The following is a 23,060-nucleotide window of genomic DNA, read 5'->3' on the forward strand; positions in this document are numbered from 1 at the left end:
TCCTTTGGAGAGGGCTGGGGAGAGGATTTTATTTCTCCTCCTGATCTTTCCTCATCGCATGATAATAAGCGGCACGACTCAAAGGCTCGTATTCTTCTGTTTCTCCAAGCATAACTAATTTCTCATTGTCTGTTTTACGAAAACTATAATTAGCCAAATTTCCAGTGCGCGTACATACCGCATGAACTTTGGTGACATATTCAGCAGTAGCCATTAGCGCCGGCATGGGTCCAAAAGGATTCCCTTTAAAGTCCATATCTAATCCTGCTACAATAACACGAATTCCCTGGTTAGCTAAATCATTACATACCCGTACGATTTCATCATCAAAAAATTGTGCTTCATCGATCCCTACAACATCACAGCCTTGTGCTAAAATTGCAATATTTGCAGCTGCGGGCACCGGCGTAGAACGAATTTCATTAGCATTATGGGAAACAACCATTTCATCATGATACCTAGTATCAATTGATGGTTTAAATATTTCTACTTTTTGTTTGGCGAATTGCGCTCTTTTTAGACGTCGAATAAGCTCTTCGGTTTTACCCGAAAACATCGAACCGCAGATAACTTCGATCCAACCAAATTGTTCTTTATGATTTACTGTATTTTCGAGAAACATTTTGTATTTTTCTAACTTAAAAAATGAATAGTTTTTATTACTTTGCAATGTAATAAACCGACTTAAGATTTTATACTTTTACGTAGTCTCAAAAGTAGAAAAATTTTATCAATTCAATGATTTGTGAACGCTTAATTAAAAATTAAATGTTCCCTATTAAAGGGCTTATTTCTTTAGTAGGATAAAAATTATAGAAAATTATAAACACATACGCCATATATACCATAATTCAAACGTCATGAAAAAAAGATTGGAAGCCGATTTAGTAAGCATTGCACACAGAATATTAAAACTTAAGAATAAGTCTGACATCAATCAATTGTTTTTGGAGACACAAAAACTATATGAAAAACTAGCGGTTTTACGATTTATTGATGAGCAATATGGCACTGTTAGACCTACAATAGGCCATGCTGAAATTGAAAAGGAAATTGAAGCTTTTTATGACAAAAGTGACGAACTGCCAGTTGAGACCATGATTGAAATGACTGAATTTGTTCCAGTAGAAGAAGTTCCTGAAGAAGAAGAGGTTGAGACAGAAGAAGTGATTTTCGAATACGCTCCTATAGAAGAAATTCCTGCCGAAGAAGCAAACATACAGGAACCTATCGCAACGGAAGAACCTATCGAAGAGAAAAGCACTACTGAAGAAGAGGAAGAAGAACTTACTGCAGAAGACGTAAATGATTTAGGTGATTTTGCAGCAGATATAGCAGAACAACCAGTAGAAGAAATCGAAGCTATCGAAGAAGAAGCCTTGAGTGACGAAATGGAAACGGAAGATACAGCGGAAGAAGAAGAAATAGTTGAAAATGAAGAGCCAGCAACTGAAGAAGAACCTGTAGCTGACTTTAAGGCTGCTTTTGAATTAACGGAAGAGACCGAAGTTGAAACCTCTAAGAAAGAGCAAACCATGCAAATTTCTTTTGAAGATCTACTAGGAGGCCATTATAGCGAACCCGATTTTGTAAAAGTCGATGAAATAGAAGCGTTACCGCAGGAAACTGTGTTTGAAGCTGTAGAAAAAACAGAAGAAAAAGAAACGCCTCCGCCAACTAAACCAGTTGAAAAAAATGCTGAATCAAAAACAGTTTCACTGAATGACAAATTTTCAAAAGGAATCGACATCGATCTGAATGACCGAATCGCATTTGTAAAACATCTTTTTGGCAACAGCAACGAAGACTACAACCGTGTGCTAAGTCAATTAATCACCTTTGACAATTTCTATGAAACGCGTAATTTCATTGAAGAAATGGTAAAACCTGATTATAATAATTGGACAGGAAAAGATGATTATGCAGAACGTTTTATGGATATCATAGAAAAAAAATTCCTTTAAATAAGTTTCGAAATACTAATAAAATTCCCGCATAACTGTTTATGTCAAAATTATATATAGTTCCCACACCAATCGGTAATCTTGAAGATATGACCTTTAGAGCCATCAGGATTCTAAAAGAGGTAGACTTGATTCTCGCCGAAGATACCCGCACCAGCGGAAAACTCCTGAAGCATTTTGAGATTGGCACACACATGTACAGTCATCACATGCACAATGAGCATAAAACCATCGAGAATTTAATCTCACGATTAAAGGCTGGCGAAAATATTGCACTGATATCTGATGCCGGAACTCCTGCTATTTCAGACCCAGGATTTTTATTGACACGCGCATGTGTGGAGAACGGCATAGCCGTGGAATGCCTGCCGGGCGCTACCGCTTTTGTCCCTGCGTTAGTCAACAGTGGATTACCAAATGATAAATTTGTTTTCGAAGGTTTTTTGCCTGACAAAAAAGGAAAACAAACCCGTTATTTGGCTTTAGCCGAAGAAACACGAACCATGATTTTATATGTTTCTCCCCATAAATTATTGAAAACATTAGCTGAATTCATAACTTATTTTGGAGAGGACAGACCCATTTGTGTTTGTAGAGAATTATCTAAACTACACGAAGAAAATGTTCGTGGAACTGTAAGAGAAGTTTTAACGCATTTTGAAAAAATAGCACCACGAGGCGAAATTGTAGTGGTTGTAGGTGGAAAACCAATCACTAAAGAAGTGAAAAAAAGTAAATTCCAGAAAGACGAATAAAACATGAATAACGCAAAAATCATAATCATCGGTGCCGGTCTATCGGGTTTAATGATCGCTTATTTGTTACAAAAAAAAGGGTTTGAAGTTATTATATTAGAAGCTCACACCCGCATTGGTGGCCGCATAGAAACAGTCACCGGTACAACTGGAGCCACAATGGAATTAGGCGCTACCTGGTTCAGCAAACCGCATAAGCACCTTATTGCCTTATTAGATGAACTCAAAATATCTTATTTTAGGCAACACACTAAAGGCATCTCTTTTTTTGAAACTATGTCCTTTGTGCCCCCACAAAAATTTGAAATTTCAGATTCCGAAGAACCCTCCTTTCGAATAGTTGGCGGAACGACAACATTAATTGAAAAATTAGTCGAAAAAATTGGAATTGAAAACATAAAAACACAAACTAAAGTAACAACAATAAAAGAAGTTGACAACTACTTAGAGGTTACCACTTCTGACGGAATCACATACAAAGGTGCTAAAGTAATCACCACTTTGCCCCCGCATTTGTTAGTTCAAACTATAACATTCGAGCCCTACTTACCTGATTCTATTCAGCAATTAGCGCGAAAAACGCATACTTGGATGGGAGAATCCATAAAATTTGCAATGGAATATGCTAGCCCTTTTTGGCGAGAAAACAATTATTCAGGCACACTGTTCAGTCAAGCCAATATCATTCAGGAAATGTACGACCATAGCACTGCTGACAACAAGGGATATGCATTAAAAGGTTTTCTAAACGGCGGTACACATACGCTGTCAGAAGAAGAACGGAAAGCGAAAGTAATCCTTCAGCTTACAAAACTTTTTGGTGCTGAAGCTGAAAATTATGTAGCCTATCATGAAAAAGTATGGAGAAACGAACCACTTACCTTTTTCCCGTACGAGCATCTGCTCATGGGGCATGAAAACAACGGACATCCCGACTATAAAAAACCATTATTAAACGATAAATTATATATTTCTGGTTCAGAAACTGCCTCCGAAAATCCAGGATACATGGAAGGAGCGGTAGTTGCTGCCAAAAGTATTGCCTCTCAATTTTAACAAATTAAGCACATGAATCTAAAATCCTTTTTAGAAAAATTAAAACAAACTCCGCAAAATATCACATTCACAGAAACGATTGCGGTAATTGAGGAAAATTATGTTTTTTCACCAACAGCATTCGAAAACGGAATACTCCACAATGCAGCTGGAGAAAACTCTGGTTCTTGTAAATTGTTCGCTTTCGCCGAATTGCAAAACTTGTCTGAAGCAACAACATTATCTTGTTTTGGCGCTTATTATCAAGAAGAAGTTTTAGGAGAACCGGAAGGAACGAGTCACCAAAACATTCGCAACTTCATGAAAACGGGTTGGGACGGAATTGCATTTTACGGTGAAGCTTTAGAATTAAAGAAGACTATTTAATAATTATGATAAACGAAATTTAACTATTGAAGACAAAATCTCATATTAAAAATCGTTAATCTTCAATCAAAAATCAACATGCGTTGGACTATTAAACCAAAACCTTCCGAAGATAAAATCAAGCATTTGGCACAAGCCCTAAATGTGGAAGATTTTGTGGCTACCTTATTAGTACAGCGCGGGATTGAAACTTTCGAAGACGCTAAGAACTTCTTTCGTCCTTCCTTAGACCACTTGCACGATCCGTACCTGATGAAAGATATGGAAAAAGCGGTGGCTCGCATTGAATTAGCCATCGAAAACCAAGAAAATATTCTTGTTTTTGGTGATTATGATGTCGATGGAACGACCGCTGTCTCGCTAGTGTCGTCCTACTTAAAAACCTATTATCCTAATGTTGCCACCTATATTCCAGATCGCTACGATGAGGGATATGGGATTTCTTTTAAAGGGATTGACTTTGCTGATGACAATGGCATGTCCTTGATAATTGCCTTAGATTGCGGTATAAAATCAATCGATCATGTGGGGTACGCCAAAGAAAGAAATATCGATTTTATCATCTGTGATCACCACAGACCCGGAAAAGACCTGCCCGAAGCTGTTGCCATTTTGGATCCCAAAAGAGACGACTGCAGTTATCCTTATGATGAATTGTGCGGATGTGGAATAGGGTTTAAATTAATTCAGGCGTTAGGATTAAACCGAGGCCAAACAATAGAAGACCTAGCCTCCTATCTCGATTTAGTTGCCGCTGCAATCGCCGCTGATATCGTTCCGATGACTGGAGAAAACCGCGTACTCGCCTACTTTGGTTTGCAAGTAATTAATAGCGATCCAAGACCGGGTATCAAAGCTTTAGTTCATCAAGTCAAAAAACAAACCCTAGATATCACCGATGTTGTTTTTATCATCGCACCAAGAATTAATGCTGCGGGACGAATTAAACACGGAAATCATGCCGTAGAACTATTAACAGAATTTGATTTTGAACAAGCACAGCAATTTGCTTCAGAAATAGAACAATACAATTCAGACCGTAAAGATTTAGACAAGCAAATTACCAAAGAAGCCCTGTTACAAATTGAAGTAAACGAAGAAAAAGACCGCTTTACCTCAGTTGTCTATCAGGAAAACTGGCACAAAGGCGTAATTGGAATTGTCGCTTCCCGCTTAATAGAAAACTATTACAGGCCTACTTTGGTTTTTACCAAAAGTGGTGATAAATATGCCGCCTCGGCACGATCGGTCAAAGGTTTTGACGTCTATAATGCACTCGAAGCCTGCTCGCAACATTTAGAGCAATTTGGCGGACACATGTATGCCGCCGGAATGACATTGAAAGAAGAGAATTATTCCATTTTCAAAGAAGCCTTTGAAAAACAAGTGCAAGAAACGATTCATCCGGATATGTTGATTCCTGAAATAGAGATTGATGCCGAAATAGATTTTGCAGATATTACCCCTAAACTCACCCGAATACTAAAACAGTTTGAACCTTTTGGTCCGCTAAACATGACTCCTGTATTTCTAACAAAGAATGTAAAAGATACTGGCTACGCCAAAAAACTAGGCGAAGACAATGCTCATTTAAAACTGTTTGTAAAACAAAATAATTCTGAAGGCATTCCAGCTATTGGTTTCGGACTAGGAAATAAAATGGAATTAACTACAAACCAAAAGCCCTTTGAAGCAGTGTATTGTATAGATGAAAATGAATGGAACGGTAAGATTTCGATTCAACTGAGATTAAAAAACATTAAGTAATGACTACACCCAAAATAAAAAAAGACCCCTACGCAGCATTGCGTTATAAAGAGTTCAATACTTTTTTGTTATTGCGTTTCGCTATGGTTTTTGCCTGGTCTATGCAATTTATCGTGATTGAATGGCAAGTTTACAGCATAACCAAAGACCCACTTTCATTAGGAATAATTGGATTGATGGAAGTAATACCTGCTATCTCCATGGCGTTGTTTGCTGGTCACATTGTAGACCAGAAAGAAAAGAAAGGACTGTTAGTCAAATGTATTTTGGCTTTTTCAGTAATCAGTTTCGGGCTGTTTTTATTAACCTGGCCCGCAGTAGTACAAGATTATGCATTAAAAACGATTTTGTATTCCATCTACTTTTTAGTTTTTCTTGGTGGATTAGTTCGAGCCTTCTTAGGACCAACTATCTTTTCGTTATTATCCTTGCTTGTACCTAAAAAAGTATATCCCAATGCGGCGACTTGGAGTAGTTCTGTCTGGCAAATAGCATCCGTTGTAGGTCCTGCCGTTGCCGGTTTCTCTATTACGTTGATTGGTGTGCATTGGTCGATGTGTTCTGTTTTCGCTTGTTCTGTTTTTGCATTGTTAGCTTTATCGCAAATAGAAAAAAAACCAATTTTGAATCCAAAAATCGGAGAACCCGTGATGCAAAGTTTGACCGAAGGAATAAAATTCGTATTCAATAACAAAACTATTTTAGGCGCGATTACTCTTGATATGGTATCCGTTCTTTTTGGCGGAGCCATAGCGCTATTGCCCATCTTTGCACAAGACATACTAAAAGTGGGTCCGGAAGGATTTGGTTTTTTGAGAGCAGCCCCAGCTGTAGGAGCCTTTTTGACCATGATAATTACAGCCTATGTTCCCTTGAGTAAAAATGCAGGAATGAAGCTATTAGGAGCAATATTTGCTTTTGGAATTTGTATTATAGTATTTGGGCTTTCGACGATTTTCTGGGTATCGCTTTTGGCTTTGTTCTTTAGTGGTGTATTCGATGGTATCTCAGTTGTAATCCGTCAAACGATTCTACAACTTAAAACTCCAGATCATATGCGCGGTAGAGTTTCGGCTGTAAACTCAATGTTTGTAGGTTCTTCAAATGAATTGGGTGCTTTTGAAAGTGGTGTTACTGCTAAATTAATGGGAACGGTTACCGCAGTTGTTTTTGGCGGAAGCATGACACTTATTATAGTGGCATTTACAGGAATCATTTCTCCCTCTTTTAGAAAATTAGATTTGAGAAAAGATTTAGAGGAACATGAAAATCAGGATTGATTTTTAATGGGTTTTTAGCTCTCTAAATATCACTAAAACTGGGTATTTGATTCATAGTAAATTAGCTGTAAGTTTGAAAACGATGTTTTTTACTCGAAAAAACACTAATTTTAAATCATACTATGAAAGTAAAATTATTTACCCCCCCCATTTTTTTTGGAATATTCTTGGTCCTGCTGCTCTTTTCTTGTACTAACGACTAATTTAGAAAACAGCTCGACGAATCCCGTCATAAATCAACTTAAAAATGATTTAAAATTAGAACAATTTACGAACAAAAACATTTCTGAAAATTTAGTTGTAAATTGGGAAACGCTATCCAGAATCGAGAAAGACGGTTTTGAGATTTATCAGATTGGGATTACTGAAACGAATGAAGTTAAAATTAGCTCCAAGATATTTCAAGAAAGCTTAAAATATGAGCTGATTGCGATAAAAAAAGACAGTACTGTTTACTCGTATTTCATAGAGGCATTTTCTAGTGTCCACAATGATTTATTTACGGGAACTATTCAAGAATTAGATAATTATTCAGGAACACTAAATGTTTTTAATTTGGATGGTAAACCATTAGGTCAATTGTTAGCTCAAAATGGAGTCGCAAAGAATCATGCAAATAGTTCTGAATTAGAACCTCTAAAGTTAGCAATCAATCTATTTTCCAAATTAAACAACAGTGGGTTGACTAACAAATTACCATCTTGTAGCACCACCTATACCGTTCCGGTTTTAAGGGAATTTTATGAGGATCGTTATGAAATATGGAAAAATGCCATTACTAATGAAGTGTATACGATTAAATTCCTAGGTAGTATATATATTAAAACTGAAGTCTCTTTTATGGCTGTTGCTTATCCTTGTGAATCTGAATACACCAACGATGCGATACATGTTCCTTATATAACAAAAAGCTATAAAACCGTATATTATGAAATCGCGGATGTGCTTGAGGAAAAGATAGATTATACCCTACTTGACACTTGCCCAAAAGCTATTATGGATAAATTAAAAAACGCAGCTAATAACGATATTAAAGTTATTTATGAAAAACTGGGTGTTGGTGACGTATATGCTATAACAATGACAACCGGTACTATGAAAGATGTTAATAATATTGCAGAAACTATTAAGAATTCTAAAAATAGTTATAATATAACCATCAGTTCAAATTACTTAAATGGTGTTCGAAGTTGGGGTACGGACTCACCACCCACTGATTTATCAATAGCAACTACTATAACTCATGAGATTATACATGCATATTTATTAAGTGTAGTTGATGGATATAATGTAGATAGCACAAATGAAAACACACCCTTCCCCGCACTGTATGATGCCTATGAAAAAAAGAAAACCACCGCTGGATCACAAGCTGATGTGTATGCTCAACATGAAATAATTGCCAATAAATTTGTTAATATAATAGCGTCAACAGTTCAAGAATTTCACACTGGTGAGTCTATTAATTCAGGTTACCCTATGCAGGCTTACTTAGATTTGGCATGGGCAGGCTTAGTGGGTACATCTATTTATAAAAGAAATTATCCAAATGATCAAAACCACAAAAATTATGCTGCTCGAGGAAGAATTGAGAATAGAATTGTTGCAGAAACATATAATAGCTCTAGAGGAGACCAAAATCCCTTAGGAAAACCCTGTAAATAAATAAATCATGAAAAATTACCTATTATTTTCTCTAATTGGCTTTTTACTAATATCCTGTTCTACTACAAAATTAGAAAACGAAATCATTGAAAATTTTTTGAATGAAAAACATAAGAATGATACAGAAAAGGTTTTTCTAATTAATAAAGCACTTTCTAAAAAATCAGCGTTGTCAATTTACGAATATGCATATAACAGGAGGGACTTGACTTACTACTTAAGCCATCCTTTAAAAGATAAGAATAATTGGCTACTTAATACCACTACTTTGATTCGCTTAAAAAAATTATATAATAAGGACACGATTACCTATTATTGGAAAAAAACAGATTTCGAAAACTTAAATGTTCCAATCATGGAATATCCTATGAATTTCACTGACAGTGAGGTGACAGAACACTTACAAGGATCTAGTAAAGGGTATATAATTAGCAGACCAGTATTGTTTTCAAATAATAAAAACGCTCTTCTGTGTTTTAGTTCCTATTCGATTATTCTTGGTGGCTCATCTGGGAGACAGATATATATATTAAAGAAAATAAAAGGGAACTGGATTGTTGTAGGCGAATATTTTGATGGTGTTTATAACTAGACTTCAACCCCGTAAAATAGATTTACAAAAAGACATAGACGAGTCATAATTTCGTTTAAAATAAAAAGTCGGTAATGAATCCTGAGATTCATTACCGACTTTTTATTTTACTTTTATTTAGATTAAATATAAATAATTATTATATTTGTTTCAAACGATTGACTCATGCAAGAAATGAAACAGATATATTATAATGATGCCGGTACTTCTTTCTACTGGAGAAAAGAGGACGAAGTATTAACAGATAAAGTCCAATTGATTTTTAGAGAAACTGGTTTTTATTTTAGCCGACATGAACTGAAATTGTTTCAGTGTTGCATTCAAGAAAGTTATATTATTAATAACTGTTGCGACGATTGCGAACTGAAAAATCAATGCCACAAATTTTTATTAAAAACACCTTGTTCTCAAATTGACTTAGCAGTTTCAATGAAAGAATTGACCGCAGTAAAAGACTTGGTCGAGGGGACTTTGTTTAAAATTAATCTAGATGATTATTTATATGGCGAAGGAATGAATTAATACTTTTTTATCTCGAAAGTTTCTCCATCGAAAACTCCATAAGTAAAATAGCTGATCCAGTCGCCCAGATTCACGTATTCTGAATTTTCTCCTACATTCACTTTCATCGGTAAATGGCGGTGTCCAAAAACAAGGTAATTGTAATGTTTCCTTTCCAATTTTCTTTTGGAATATAGAATTAACCATTCATTGTCTTCTCCCAAAAAGGTTACATCTTCATCTCCAGATATCAATTTGTTTTTTACTGACAGGTATTGTGCCAAACGTACTCCTATATCAGGATGAAGCCATCTGAAGAGCCATTTTGAAAAAGGATTGGTAAACACTTTTTTCATACGTTTGTACCCCATATCGCCGGGCCCTTTGCCGTCTCCGTGACCAATGAGGAATGTTTTATCTCCAAAAGTAAATTCTTGATTATCGTGATAAACAGGAATATTTAATTCTTTTTGGAAATAATCTTCCATCCATAAATCGTGATTCCCCACGAAGAAATAAATGGGAATTCCACTGTCTCTAATTTCAGCTAATTTCCCTAAAACACGAACAAATCCCTTTGGAACAACAGCTTTATATTCGAACCAAAAATCAAACAAATCTCCTAACAGAAAAATCGCTTCGGCATCTTCTTTTACTTCATCAAGCCAAGCAACAAATCGCTTTTCTCTCGGTAAACTAAGTTCTGCTGTTGGTGCACCAAAATGTTGATCGGAGGCGAAGTATATTTTTCTATTGTTGGTTAATTGCATGAAGCTAAAGTATGAATTTTGAATTACAAATTATCGCTGGCGTACCATTCAGCAAAAGACGAATCTGTTTCTTGTAATTTTAAAGAAAAAAGTTTAATATCTGCTGGTAATCTACCAATTATTCTTTGGGCAAAATCAATAACCATGTTTTCGCTAGTAGGCTGGTAATCTACCAAAATAACATGATGTCCACGGTTTTTTAATTCGTGTGCCAATTCCACATGAGGAGTGGTTTCATTAAAAACGGTAGCATGATCAAACTGATCTACAATCTCTTCTTTTACAATTTTTTTCAAGTCGGTAAAGTCAATCACCATTCCAAACTTTACGTCATTACGGTTCTCAATAGGACTCCCGATAACGGTTACAGACAATTTATAACTATGTCCGTGAACATTTTTACATTTGCCATCATACCCATAAAGTGCATGACCGGTTTCGAAACTAAATTTTTTTGTAATTCTGATATTGCTCATTTCCGTATAATTTTGGTTGCAAATTTAGTGAAAAATTAACCGTTTTTGTCTCTTTTTTTTGCAGAAGCATACATCCAATAAGCTAGTCCCACCAAAACAACAAATGGAATAAAGGAACCAATAATCACTCCTATCTGATAACTGCTGTCAGTCGCATCTTTTATTTTTTCGGCTATATTTACTTGTTGTACAAGAGCTGTAATTCTCATTTCCTATTATTTTTTAAATTGATTCAGCGCATTTTTAGTAAAATCAGACAAGACTAATTCACCTGAAATAGCAGCTCTCTCAAGCAGTAATACATCCCAGTCTTCTGTTCCTTCCCAAATTATCTTCTTCATTTGCGTCAAAGCTTCTGGATTATAAGAAGCTAACTTTGCGGTAAAATGAGCGATGTCAATATCTAATTCAACCTGATTTCCCAATACTTTGGCGTAAAGCCCTTTATCTTGAGCCCAATCTGTATTTTTCCACTCGGTAGCCGCAAGTGTCATCTCTGTCATTGCTGTTTTACCAATTTTTCGACTTACCGCAGGCTCAATCACAAATGGACCAATCCCGATAGCAAGTTCAGAAAGCTTGATACTACTATCAATGGTCGCAAAAGCGTAATCACAGGCCGCGGCAATACCTACACCTCCTCCAACTGCTTTCCCGTGAATGCGCCCTACTATTATTTTAGAACACTTGCGCATGGCATTTATTAAATTAGCAAACCCAGAGAAAAACTGCGTTCCTTCCTCCTGATTGGATACTGCCACAAGTTCGTCAAAAGAAGCTCCAGCGCAAAAAGCACCTGCACCTTCGCTTCGCAGAACAATTACAGAAACACTGGAATTAGTACTCAGCTGGTTCAACTCTGCAGTTAATTCGTTTAACAATTTCCTTGGAAAAGAATTACTTGCCGGATGACCAAATTGCACCGTTGCAATATTATCTTTAATTATCGTAGTGAGTGAACCGGAGTTATTTGATGCAGTCATTTTTATTTTTTTATTGTAAAGTTAAATTATTATGAAGAAAGTCACCCTTTTATCAGAACAGAAAGTTGTTTTTTTATTTGTCTATTGAATCTAAAATAATGTTATATTTGCGAAAGAATTGGGGGATTAGCTCATTTGGCTAGAGTGCTTGCCTGGCAGGCAAGAGGTGATCGGTTCGAATCCGATATTCTCCACATTACAAAACCGTAAATCTTAATTATTAAGAATTTACGGTTTTTTTATTTGATTTAATTAACTAAGAACTAATGGAATAGTGCCACTTTGGTTCGAATGTATCCATAAAGTAAAAAAAGGCTGCCTCAAAAAATTGAGACAGCCTTTTTATTTATGAATTAACAATATTTTCTAATTAAAAGAATCCAACTGGTTCTTTATCGTAAGAAATCAACATGTTTTTTACAACACGATAATGATCTAATGCCATTTTATGGTTTTCACGACCAAATCCAGATTCCTTCACTCCACCAAACGGAGCGTGAGCAGGATACGTATTGTATTGGTTTACCCAAACTCTACCCGCTTGAATAGCACGTGGAACTTGGAATAATTCGTGAGCATCACGAGACCAAACACCCGCACCTAAACCATAAGGCGTATCGTTTGCGATTGCAATAGCTTCTTCAGTAGAACTAAATGTTGTTAAAGCTACAACCGGTCCAAAAATTTCTTCTTGGAATACACGCATATTGTTTGTTCCTTTTAATACCGTTGGTTGAACATAGTATCCTCCAGCGAGATCGCCTTCGTAATTACCAGCTTCTCCACCGGCTAATACAACCGCACCTTCTTCTTTACCAATATTGATATAGTTAAGTATTTTTTCGCATTGTGCCTTTGAAACTTGAGAGCCAATCATTGTTTCTGGATCAAGTGGATTTCCTTTTTTAATTAGTTTTAAGCGTTCTTGCATTCTTTCGATAAAAAGATCAGCAATATCTTCATGAACTAGAATACGTGATGGAGTCGTACAAATTTCCCCTTGATTAAGCGCAAACATTAACGCGCCTTCTACAGCTTTACTGAAGAATTTGTCGTCTTGAGCCGCTACAGATGGGAAGAAAATATTTGGAGATTTTCCTCCCAATTCCATTGTTACTGGAATAATGTTTTCTGCTGCATTGTGGTACACTTTACGACCAGTTTCAGTAGAACCAGTGAATGAAAGTTTAGCGATACGTTTTGAAGTCGCTAAAGCTTGCCCAGCTTCAGCACCAAAACCAGTTACGATGTTTAAGACTCCCGCAGGTAAAATATCACCTATCAATTCCATCAACATGATTACACTTGTTGGTGTTTGTTCAGCTGGCTTTACAACTGCGGTACAACCAGTTGCTAAAGCCGGAGCGATTTTCCAAGCTAGCATTAACATTGGGAAGTTCCAAGGAATGATTTCTCCAACAACTCCAATAGGCTCGTGTAAAACGATACTTAAAGTATTTTTGTCATGTTCAGAAACACTTCCTTCGTCTGCACGGATAACACCTGCGAAATAACGAAAGTGATCAATACAGTAAGGGATATCTGCTGCACGTGACTCTCGGATTGGTTTACCGTTGTCAATTGTTTCTAAAGTTGCCAAGTATTCGAAGTTGTCTTCCATTACTTGTGCAATTTTTAATAACATATTGCTACGCTCTGTTGCAGATGAAGTACTCCAAGATGGGAATGCTTCGTGTGCAGCGTCTAAAGCTAAGTCTATATCTTCTTGTGTAGAACGAGCTGCTTGAGTAAATACTTTTCCATCAACTGGAGATACGTTATCGAAGTACTGTCCTTTTACAGGAGCTACGAATTTACCGCCAATAAAATTCCCGTATCTTTCTTTGAATACAGGTTTAGTTACATTTGCCATAATTTTTTATTTAAATTTTTAGATGTAATTCTTAGAAATTGCTTCTTATTAATTACACTGCAAATTTACGGCAGCAGTTCTCTTATCAAGTTATTGATACGGTTCAAAAACTTATGAAAAAAGGTCAATGTGATTATTTCGATATAAAAAAAACATAATTAAAGCGTTAAAACTCATTAAGTCAGTTAGTTGCGCTTGTTGTTGTTTAATCCGAAACATCTGTCGGACTAATTCCAAACTTATTTTTAAAGGCTATACTAAAGTTAGACAGGTTGTTATATCCAATATCTAAATATATATCTGAAGCTTTTAATTCACCATCTTGTAACAGTTCTTTTGCTTTTTGAAGGCGCTTATCTTGTAGCCATTTCCCGGGAGCTTCATTATACTCCGAAGTAAAATGCCGTTTGAAGGTAGACAAGCTCATATTGCATAAAAAGGCAATCTCCTCCAACTTTAAATTAGAATGCACATTGCTCTCTACTACATTTCTAAAGGGCGAAACCTCTTTTGAGATTAAGGAATGTAAATAATATTCAAATTCATCACCATATTTATTTAGCAAATACAGCATAATTTCTTCAAATTTTAAAGCCAACAAAGCCTCACCATAACTGTGATTTAAAAAGGTGTCAGACGAAAGAGAGCTAATAAAGGAAGCGATATAATCATCATTTTCAATCACAAAGTACGGAACCTCCTCCTTATAAGGCTTCGCATCATTGGTGTGTTTGCTTAAAAATTCGGTTAGTTTTTTCTCTGAAAAAAAGAAAAGCTTACAAAAATAAACAGCTTCCGTATCCAGTAATTCTGTCCATAACCAATTTCCTTTTTTAAGTAGCAAAGATTGCCTACTGTTGACCGCCATAGAGGTATTGGCAAAATGAACTTGCTTCTTACCCACTTGTAAAAAGCTAAACATATTCATGCTCAAATTAACTTTGCTTTTTACTACATCACTTGTCATTTTAAAATCATAAACAAATATGTCTCGCGCTGTATCCTTGTTTTGGAAATAAATCTCTGGTATGTTTTCTATTGGCATTTGATATTTCTTAAAAGGATTACTGTACTATATACTTGACTTTTATTTTTCTAAATTAACAGAACTCGATACGAACGATAGCATGAGGACGTTATCTCAACAAATAAGAAACTCCTATCGCTCCATAAAAATATCCTGTATTGATTTCATTATGTAATTCTTTACTTCTGTACACAAAGGCATAGGATAAATTAAGATTATTTTTTCGGTATTTAAAACCAGCCTCTCCATTGAAACGAACGGGAATTAAATCAAAAATTATTGGGCTATTATCATTGAAAAGACTTCCTTGTATTGTAGCATCATAGACCTGATATTTGATACTGGGAGCAATATAAAAATAAAACTCTTGCTCTAATTTCCCAGGTTTACGAGAAACTGAGGCTCCGTATAAATTAGAATCATAAATAGGTGCTAATTTTTTAAATCCAATACGAGTCAAAAACCCAGCAGATATACTTGTGAAAATAGTCCCCAAATTGGCTTCTGATTGAAAATGAAAATCGATTATATCACTATCTAGTTTAGGAAGTAATTTACTGGAAAACAAAAAATGACTCTGTATTGCTAGCGCATTACTAACTTGGGTCTCCCAGCCGTAGACTCCTTTATAACTGAAAAATTTATGAAATCTTTTTTGTGTTTCTTCTGCAAAAGAATTTGGCCCCACAAAACCCAATTCAATTCCACCTTTAAAAACCGTTTCATTATGAAAAAACAATCCTTTTTCAAACCCTGCAAAAAGATAGCCTGCAAAAGGCCGGTCAATTACTGCTACAGCTCCCTTATTTATGAATTTCGGATTAAAAATGTATTGACCAATTCTAATTTCGACAATCTTTTTATTTACTTTATCATCGTCATTCTTTGTTAAAAAGCGATAAAAAATCTCGATCCCATTAGTGTAATACTTATCGTTCTTAGAAGAGGTATACAAATCGTTTTCCGTTATCAGACCTATTTCTCTTGTCCTACTTTGTCCTAGAACAATAGCAGTTGCCATAAATAAGAAAATAATATAAGTCTTTTTTGGCACGTTCTAGTATTTGATTTTCCCTACCGTTCGCATCACTCGCATAATTTTTGTCTTTCTATTATTAATGTATGATGACGAACTAGTTGCTGTGAACTTTCTGGGATTAGGTAAAATCGCCGCTATTCCAGCAGCTTGAATGGGTGTCAAATCTTTGGCATCTTTTCTATACCAATGTTCAGCCGCTGCTTGAGCGCCATACACGCCATTCCCCATTTCGATACTATTTAGATACACTTCCATGATGCGCTCTTTACCCCAGATAAATTCTATAAGAACCGTGAAATAAGCTTCCAACCCCTTCCTGAAATAACTACGCCCCTGCCATAGAAATACGTTTTTGGCCGTTTGTTGCGATATGGTACTTCCTCCTTTTATTTTTCGACCTCGCTCATTACCCTTGTACGCTTTTTGCATCGCCTTGAAGTCAAATCCATTATGAACAAGAAAACTTCCATCTTCACTGGCGATAACAGCTTTCTGCAAATTCACAGAAATATTCTCGATAGGTTCCCAATCGTGACTAAATGAGTTTTCTTTTTTATCAGAGATGTTTTCAATAGTACGTATCAGCATCAAAGGAGTAAACGGAACGGGAACAAATTTATAAAGCACGACAAAAAACAAGGAGATTCCAAAGAACCACAAGGCTGCTCTAAACAAAAAACGACTTAGTGTACTCATAAAACTGCTGTGTTCTTTTTTTACCGGTTTTTTTATTGGTTTCTTTCGAGTTATTTTTGTTGCCATTATACTAAATCTGCTAATTCTGTCCCTATTAAACTTCCAATTGCTACTCCCATTCCTCCAAGTCTCACGCCACAATAAACATTTTCAGACAATTGTGAAACAATAGGATTCTTGCTATTACCAATACCCATGATTCCGCTCCAACGATGGGCAATCTCAAATTTATGATTGGGTAAAATTACTTCTTTTAATAATTGCTCCAACTTATTTTGCACAATTTCTGTTTGTGCAAACTCTGTAGTGTTTTCGGCATCAAAATCTAAGTTCCTACCGCCACCTAACAATATTCGGTCTCCAATGTTTCTAAAATAATAATAGCCCCGATCCAAATGAAAAGTTCCTTTAATATCAAGACTTTCAATTGGCTCCGTTATTAACACCTGAGCTCTCGCAGGTTTTACTGCTCCCCCAGTTAATCTATTTGCAAAACCGTTTGTAGCAAATAATACTTTCTTTGATCTAAAACTAAAATCATTCAAGACCACTTCAACATCGCTTTCTTTTTCTAAAAACGCAGTAACCGTCTGCTGATTCAAAATCAATATATTATTTGACACCGCTTGTTTTAACAACTCCTGCATCATATTTCCAGTATCAATTTGAGCTTCAAACGGATTGAAAATCAAATGTTCTCGAATACCATTAAACCCAAAACGATCTATTTCTTTAGCAAACACATCCGATCTAAAAAGAGGTTTTAAAATCTCATTTATGAAAGGTAATTTATTCATGCAGTCTGCATAGCAACTTTCATCTTCCTTTAAAAACAACTCATACCCTCCGAAAGGTTTAAAATCAATCGCTTCATCGCCAAGACGCTTGCGTAACAATCGAAGTCCTTCCCACCTTTTTGTAACCAGTTGAAAAACTTCCTCTTCCGAATGGGATTTCAAATCATCTATAATTTCAGAAATACTTCCAAAGCAGGCAAAACCAGCATTCTTAGTGCTCGCTCCATGAGGTAACATTCCTTTTTCTAGTACTAGTATTTTACTCTCAGGATACTTTTCGCGTAAGCGCAAAGCAGCATGTAGCCCAACAATTCCACTACCTACTACTGTATAATCTACCTTAGTAAACCAGTTTTTTAATTCCCAATAACTTAGTTGCATCTGAAAAATTTTTATAAAAATAATATTTTTAGTTTTGTAAATGGGTATGAAGTACCCTTTTTTAATCTAATAATTATTGAAAAGACTTAACATAATCCTCTGATTGTTTTTAGATTATTGTCGTAATTTAGAAGTCTAAATTATACCGTTCTTTTTATGAAAAAAATACTTCTTACAACCTTAACAATGATGAGTTTAAGCGCAATGGCCCAAAACGTTATGTCACCGGAAACCCTATGGAAATTAGGACGAGTGAGCTCCTTAGGTATTTCCAAGGACAGTAAAAACATAGTTTACAAAGTAACTACACCTTCAGTTGAAGAAAATAAGTCTAACTCAAAATTCTATATTATTCCTATTAACGGAGGAACTCCAACCGAAATTAAGGAAACAAAGGACCTAGTAAAAGACAAAAATATTTCGCCTGACGGGAAGTACCTTGTCTATAATGAAGAGGTGAAAATCAGTAATATTCTTGGGAAAGATTTCTATCCTGACCTAGAAAAATCTGAAGTGCAAATCTACGATGGCCTAGACTACCGCCACTGGGACACTTGGAACGAAGGAAAATTTAACCACGTCCTTTACAAAGAAAACACAGAAGGCGCAGTAGGAACTGACATCATGGGTAAAGAAAATTTTGACAGTCCACAAAAGCCTTTTGGCGGAGATGAAGATTACATCTGGTCACCCGACAGTAAAAAAATTCTTTATGTAAGTAAAAAAAAGGCAGGTACTCAGTATGCTATTTCTACAAATACCAATATTTATGAATATAGCTTAGAGACTGGATTGACTACAAACAGAACAGAAGATAATCCCGGTTATGATGTAGCTCCTCAATTTTCTCCTTCTGGAAACCTGACTTGGTTGCAAATGAAACGCGAAGGCTACGAAGCCGATAAAAATGACATCATTGTTGATTTTAAAGGTATAAAAATGAATCTTACCGCTAATTGGGACGGTACAGTTGATAGTTTTCTTTGGAGCAAAGATGGTAGCAAAGTCTATTTTACTGCTGCAATTGATGGAACAAAACAACTATTTGAAGTGAATTTTCCTGGCATGACTAGAATTGCAATAAATGTGCAACAGATTACAAAAGGAGATTTTGATATAAACGACTTAATCGGATTTTCGGGTAACAGCATTATTGTTACTAGAGCAGATATGAACCATGCTTCGGAGATTTTTTCTTTCGATCTAAAGAAAAACACTTGGAAACAAATCACCAATGTAAATTCAGCAACTTACGATTCATTGGCGTTAAGCAAAACAGAAAGAAGATATGTAACCACAACAGATGGTAAGAAAATGTTAGTTTGGGTAATTCTACCTCCAAATTTTGACGCTACAAAAAAATACCCAACACTTTTATATTGTCAAGGAGGACCACAAAGTGCGTTGACACAATTCTATTCTTTCCGTTGGAATTTTCAATTGATGGCTGCCAATGGTTATATTGTTGTGGCACCTAATCGTCGTGGAATGCCAGGACATGGAGTAGAATGGAATGAGCAAATTAGCAAAGACTGGGGCGGACAAGTAATGGACGATTACCTTTCGGCTATTGATGATGTATCTAAAGAAAGCTATGTAGACAAAACTCGTTTAGGTTGTGTTGGGGCAAGCTATGGTGGATATTCGGCATTTTATTTAGCTGGAATACACAACAACCGCTTTAAAACGTTCATAGCTCATGATGGTGTTTTCAATACCCAAAGCATGTTTGGCACAACCGAAGAAGTTTTCTTCAGCAACTGGGATTTTGGCGGACCCTATTGGGAAAAAGACAATGCTACAGCTCAAAAAACCTATACTACGTTCAACCCTATTAATTTAGTAGAAAAATGGAATACTCCAATTTTAATTATTCAAGGCGGAAAAGACTTTAGAGTTCCAATAGGACAAGGCCAAGAAGCTTTTCAAGCTGCGCAACTTCGCGGTATAAAAAGTAGGTTTCTGTATTTCCCCGAAGAAAACCACTGGGTTCTGAAACCACAAAATGCCCAAGTTTGGCAAAAAGAATTCTTCAAATGGCTGAAAGAAACCTTATAGATTTACAAGCGGACATAAAAAAACCTCACTGAAAAGTGAGGTTTTTTGCTTTTATATATGCTTTTTATTCTGGAGCGATCATTTTGAACGTATCCATAAAAGCAGTAGTATAATCCCCTGCAATATAACGAGGATCATCCATTAATTGTCTGTGAAAAGGTATTGTAGTTTTTATCCCTTCAATTACAAATTCATCTAATGCTCTTCTCATTTTACTAATTGCTTCCTCGCGAGATTGGGCAGTAGTAATCAGTTTTGCAATCATGGAATCGTAATTTGGCGGAATAGTATAGCCTGAATACACATGAGTATCTAATCGAACTCCGTGTCCTCCTGGCATATGAAGTGTCGTTATTTTCCCTGGAGACGGTCTAAAATCATTATAAGGGTCTTCAGCATTAATACGACATTCGATAGCGTGCAACTGAGGCAAATAGTTTTTACCTGAAATAGGCACTCCAGCAGCTACTAAAATTTGCTCACGAATCAAGTCATAATCAATAACCTGTTCTGTAATTGGGTGCTCCACCTGAATACGAGTATTCATTTCCATGAAATAGAAATTACGGTGTTTATCAACCAAAAACTCTACCGTTCCCGCACCTTCATACTTGATGTATTCAGCTGCTTTTACTGCCGCTTCACCCATTTTCAAACGCAATTCGTCTGTCATAAATGGAGAAGGAGTTTCTTCGGTCAATTTTTGATGGCGTCTTTGTACTGAGCAGTCTCTTTCAGAAAGGTGACATGCTTTTCCATATGAATCACCAATAACTTGGATTTCGATATGACGAGGCTCTTCAATTAGTTTTTCAAGATACATTCCGTCATTCCCAAAAGCAGCGGCAGATTCCTGACGGGCACCGTCCCATGCTTTAAGTAATTCTTCTTCTTTCCAAACTGCACGCATTCCCTTTCCACCACCACCAGCGGTTGCTTTCAGCATTACTGGGTAACCAAAAGATCGTGCTAATTCCTGCGCTTGTTCGAATGACTCTAGAATACCTACTGAACCGGGAACAACTGGCACTCCCGCTTCAATCATTGTGGCTTTTGCAGATGCTTTATCACCCATTCTATCAATCATTTCTGGAGAAGCTCCAATAAATTTAATCCCGTGTTCCTGACATATTTTTGAAAATTTTGAATTTTCAGAAAGAAACCCGTATCCCGGATGTATTGCATCTGCATTTGTAATTTCTGCAGCGGCAATAATATTTGACATTTTCAAATAGGACAAATTACTTGGAGGTGGTCCTATGCAAACAGCTTCATCAGCAAACCTTACATGTAAACTTTCTACATCAGCAGTAGAATAAACAGCCACAGTTTTAATGCCCATTTCTTTACAAGTTCGAATTACGCGAAGCGCAATTTCCCCTCTATTTGCAATTAATATTTTTTTAAACATCTTTTATAAATTTAAAATTTAAATAACATACTTAAAATTCCAAATCTCCTGAACCGGAATTTGGAATTTAAAATATTGGGATTTAAAAATGTTATGATGGATCTACTAAGAATAAAGGTTGGTCAAACTCTACTGGTGACATATCATCAACCAATATTTTTACAATTTTACCAGAAACTTCAGATTCAATTTCGTTAAATAATTTCATTGCTTCAATTACACAAAGAACATCTCCTTTTCCAATAGTAGTACCAACTTCCACAAACATAGGTTTATCTGGAGATGGTTTTCTATAAAAAGTCCCAATAATTGGAGATTTTATAGTGATATACTTGTTTTCTTCTACAACGGGAGCTTCTACAACAGCTGCAACTGGCGCAACATTTTGAATAGGCATTCCTTGGTGAAGTTGATTGTGAGCAGGTAATTGTTGTACATACGTAGTCTCAGTTGCACTGCCTTCTATAGTTGTTCTAATGGTGATTTTAACATCATCCATTTCCAATTTAACTTCTGCAACTCCCGAATTTGCTACAAATTTGATTAGGTTCTGAATTTCTTTTAAATCCATAATTATTTGTTTTTAGTTTAAATTTATTTTTTGTCGTATGCCCATTTTAAATAAACAGAGCCCCATGTGAATCCTCCACCAAAAGCAGCAAAGATCACTGTATCTCCTTTTTTGAATTTATCTTCAAAGTCACTTAGGACTAAAGGCAATGTAGCTGAAGTAGTATTGCCATATCTTTCAATATTCATCAATACCTTAGACTCTTCTAAGTTCATTCTACTTGCAGTAGCGTCAATAATTCTTTTATTAGCTTGATGCGGCACTAACCAGTCAACATCTTCATTCGTTAAATTATTTCTTTTCAAAATTAATTCACTAGCGTCAGCCATGTTAGTCACTGCATATTTAAAAACAGTTTTCCCGTCTTGTACAATATTGTGTCTATTCTCTTCTATTGTTTTAAGAGAAGTAGGATGTAAAGATCCTCCAGCATCAATCTTTAAAAAATCACGACCTACACCGTCACTTCTTAAGTACTCATCCTGTAATCCTAATCCTTCGTAATTTGGTTCGAATAATACAGCACCTGCACCATCTCCAAAAATTATACAAGTAGATCGGTCTGTATAGTCTACAATAGAAGACATTTTATCAGCACCGATTAACAGTACTTTTTTATATTTTCCAGATTGAATGTATGCTGACGCAACAGACATTCCGTATAGAAAACTGGAACACGCTGCTTGTAGATCAAAACCAAAAGCGTTTGTAGCCCCAATTTCAGTTGCAACATAAGCCCCTGTAGATGCCACTGGCATATCAGGCGTAGCAGTTGCCATAATCAATAAATCTATTTCTAAAGGATCAATATTTGCCTTGGCAATTAAATCTTGCGCTGCTTTTATGGCTAAATACGATGTTCCTTTGTCTGCGTCTTTTAGAATTCTTCTTTCTTTAATTCCTGTTCGAGAAGTGATCCACTCGTCATTTGTATCGACCATAGTTTCCAGAACTTTGTTTGAAAGTACAAAGTCAGGAACATAAGCTCCAACAGCGGTTATTGCGGCTGTAATTGTATTCATGGTATTTGAA

General features: G+C 35.9%; 23 protein-coding genes and 1 tRNA gene. 11 read left to right on the plus strand and 13 right to left on the minus strand.

Annotation, left to right across the window (positions count from 1 at the left end; translation table 11 throughout):
- Positions 1–28 precede the first annotated feature (28 nt).
- Positions 29–622 (minus strand): thymidine kinase, encoded by a 594-nt coding sequence (locus tag AAC069_RS03175; RefSeq protein ID WP_339919435.1) that lies wholly within the window; start codon positions 620–622, stop codon positions 29–31.
- A 238-nt stretch (positions 623–860) separates the two neighbouring features.
- Here AAC069_RS03175 and AAC069_RS03180 point away from each other — a divergent pair, with 238 nt between their 5' ends.
- The 9 genes from AAC069_RS03180 to AAC069_RS03220 all read left to right on the plus strand — a co-directional run bounded on the left by AAC069_RS03180 (position 861) and on the right by AAC069_RS03220 (position 9,967).
- A complete protein-coding gene (locus tag AAC069_RS03180; RefSeq protein ID WP_339919064.1) occupies positions 861–1,964 on the plus strand; it encodes a hypothetical protein in 1,104 nt (367 codons plus the stop codon).
- A gap of 41 nt (positions 1,965–2,005) precedes the next feature.
- Complete coding sequence (gene rsmI, locus AAC069_RS03185) at positions 2,006–2,719, plus strand: 16S rRNA (cytidine(1402)-2'-O)-methyltransferase (protein ID WP_091090887.1); 714 nt, start codon at positions 2,006–2,008, stop codon at positions 2,717–2,719.
- Positions 2,720–2,722: 3 nt separating this feature from the next.
- Entirely contained in the window at positions 2,723–3,775 is a 1,053-nt protein-coding gene (locus AAC069_RS03190; RefSeq protein WP_339919065.1) for an FAD-dependent oxidoreductase, read from the plus strand.
- A gap of 12 nt (positions 3,776–3,787) precedes the next feature.
- Positions 3,788–4,141 carry a HopJ type III effector protein gene (locus AAC069_RS03195; protein WP_339919066.1) on the plus strand — a complete coding sequence of 118 codons (354 nt, stop codon included), beginning with the start codon at positions 3,788–3,790 and terminating at the stop codon, positions 4,139–4,141.
- A 78-nt stretch (positions 4,142–4,219) separates the two neighbouring features.
- A complete protein-coding gene (recJ, locus tag AAC069_RS03200; protein WP_339919067.1) occupies positions 4,220–5,908 on the plus strand; it encodes a single-stranded-DNA-specific exonuclease RecJ in 1,689 nt (562 codons plus the stop codon).
- Positions 5,908–7,188, plus strand: a complete 1,281-nt coding sequence (locus tag AAC069_RS03205; protein WP_339919068.1) for an MFS transporter — start codon at positions 5,908–5,910, stop codon at positions 7,186–7,188. Before recJ ends, AAC069_RS03205 begins: the two co-directional genes overlap by 1 nt.
- Positions 7,189–7,344: 156 nt before the next feature.
- Positions 7,345–8,853, plus strand: a complete 1,509-nt coding sequence (locus AAC069_RS03210) for a hypothetical protein (protein WP_339919069.1) — start codon at positions 7,345–7,347, stop codon at positions 8,851–8,853.
- Between the two features lie 7 nt (positions 8,854–8,860).
- Positions 8,861–9,445 carry a hypothetical protein gene (locus tag AAC069_RS03215; RefSeq protein ID WP_339919070.1) on the plus strand — a complete coding sequence of 195 codons (585 nt, stop codon included), beginning with the start codon at positions 8,861–8,863 and terminating at the stop codon, positions 9,443–9,445.
- A 165-nt stretch (positions 9,446–9,610) separates the two neighbouring features.
- Positions 9,611–9,967, plus strand: coding sequence for a hypothetical protein (locus tag AAC069_RS03220; RefSeq protein WP_339919071.1), 357 nt, complete (start codon positions 9,611–9,613; stop codon positions 9,965–9,967).
- On the opposite strand, the gene AAC069_RS03225 is transcribed toward AAC069_RS03220, so the two are convergent.
- The 4 genes from AAC069_RS03225 to AAC069_RS03240 are packed head-to-tail and all read right to left on the minus strand — an operon-like array spanning position 9,964 to position 12,175.
- On the minus strand, positions 9,964–10,716 hold the full coding sequence (locus AAC069_RS03225) for a UDP-2,3-diacylglucosamine diphosphatase (RefSeq protein WP_339919072.1): 753 nt from the start codon (positions 10,714–10,716) through the stop codon (positions 9,964–9,966). The two genes, AAC069_RS03220 and AAC069_RS03225, sit on opposite strands and share 4 nt — an antisense overlap.
- A gap of 23 nt (positions 10,717–10,739) precedes the next feature.
- A complete protein-coding gene (locus AAC069_RS03230; protein ID WP_339919073.1) occupies positions 10,740–11,192 on the minus strand; it encodes a 6-carboxytetrahydropterin synthase in 453 nt (150 codons plus the stop codon).
- Positions 11,193–11,227: 35 nt separating this feature from the next.
- Positions 11,228–11,401 carry a hypothetical protein gene (locus AAC069_RS03235; protein ID WP_176980622.1) on the minus strand — a complete coding sequence of 58 codons (174 nt, stop codon included), beginning with the start codon at positions 11,399–11,401 and terminating at the stop codon, positions 11,228–11,230.
- Positions 11,402–11,407: 6 nt separating this feature from the next.
- On the minus strand, positions 11,408–12,175 hold the full coding sequence (locus AAC069_RS03240; protein WP_339919074.1) for an enoyl-CoA hydratase/isomerase family protein: 768 nt from the start codon (positions 12,173–12,175) through the stop codon (positions 11,408–11,410).
- A 120-nt stretch (positions 12,176–12,295) separates the two neighbouring features.
- On the opposite strand from AAC069_RS03240, the gene AAC069_RS03245 reads away from it, so the two are divergent.
- Positions 12,296–12,369 (plus strand) — tRNA-Ala (locus AAC069_RS03245).
- A gap of 176 nt (positions 12,370–12,545) precedes the next feature.
- Here the strand turns inward: AAC069_RS03245 and AAC069_RS03250 are convergent.
- The 5 genes from AAC069_RS03250 to AAC069_RS03270 form a co-directional block, all read right to left on the minus strand.
- A complete protein-coding gene (locus AAC069_RS03250) occupies positions 12,546–14,048 on the minus strand; it encodes an aldehyde dehydrogenase family protein (protein WP_339919075.1) in 1,503 nt (500 codons plus the stop codon).
- A 205-nt stretch (positions 14,049–14,253) separates the two neighbouring features.
- The gene (locus AAC069_RS03255; RefSeq protein WP_339919076.1) at positions 14,254–15,093 is read right to left on the minus strand and encodes an AraC family transcriptional regulator; all 840 of its coding nucleotides are present in this window, start codon (positions 15,091–15,093) and stop codon (positions 14,254–14,256) included.
- Positions 15,094–15,184: 91 nt separating this feature from the next.
- Positions 15,185–16,129, minus strand: a complete 945-nt coding sequence (locus AAC069_RS03260) for a lipid A deacylase LpxR family protein (protein ID WP_339919077.1) — start codon at positions 16,127–16,129, stop codon at positions 15,185–15,187.
- 3 nt (positions 16,130–16,132) lie between these two features.
- Complete coding sequence (mtgA, locus tag AAC069_RS03265) at positions 16,133–16,876, minus strand: monofunctional biosynthetic peptidoglycan transglycosylase (protein WP_339919078.1); 744 nt, start codon at positions 16,874–16,876, stop codon at positions 16,133–16,135.
- Complete coding sequence (locus AAC069_RS03270) at positions 16,876–17,988, minus strand: FAD-dependent oxidoreductase (protein ID WP_339919079.1); 1,113 nt, start codon at positions 17,986–17,988, stop codon at positions 16,876–16,878. The genes mtgA and AAC069_RS03270 overlap by 1 nt, the downstream gene beginning before the upstream one ends.
- Before the next feature lie 156 nt (positions 17,989–18,144).
- Here AAC069_RS03270 and AAC069_RS03275 point away from each other — a divergent pair, with 156 nt between their 5' ends.
- A complete protein-coding gene (locus AAC069_RS03275; protein WP_339919080.1) occupies positions 18,145–20,046 on the plus strand; it encodes a S9 family peptidase in 1,902 nt (633 codons plus the stop codon).
- Positions 20,047–20,110: 64 nt separating this feature from the next.
- Here the strand turns inward: AAC069_RS03275 and accC are convergent, their stop codons facing one another.
- From accC to AAC069_RS03290, 3 genes are all read right to left on the minus strand, one after another.
- On the minus strand, positions 20,111–21,457 hold the full coding sequence (gene accC / locus AAC069_RS03280) for an acetyl-CoA carboxylase biotin carboxylase subunit (RefSeq protein WP_339919081.1): 1,347 nt from the start codon (positions 21,455–21,457) through the stop codon (positions 20,111–20,113).
- A gap of 91 nt (positions 21,458–21,548) precedes the next feature.
- Complete coding sequence (gene accB, locus AAC069_RS03285; RefSeq protein ID WP_339919082.1) at positions 21,549–22,028, minus strand: acetyl-CoA carboxylase biotin carboxyl carrier protein; 480 nt, start codon at positions 22,026–22,028, stop codon at positions 21,549–21,551.
- 23 nt (positions 22,029–22,051) lie between these two features.
- Positions 22,052–23,050, minus strand: coding sequence for a beta-ketoacyl-ACP synthase III (locus AAC069_RS03290; protein WP_091091331.1), 999 nt, complete (start codon positions 23,048–23,050; stop codon positions 22,052–22,054).
- Positions 23,051–23,060 lie beyond the last annotated feature (10 nt).

The organism is uncultured Flavobacterium sp., assembly GCF_963974175.1.
Classification (GTDB): domain Bacteria; phylum Bacteroidota; class Bacteroidia; order Flavobacteriales; family Flavobacteriaceae; genus Flavobacterium.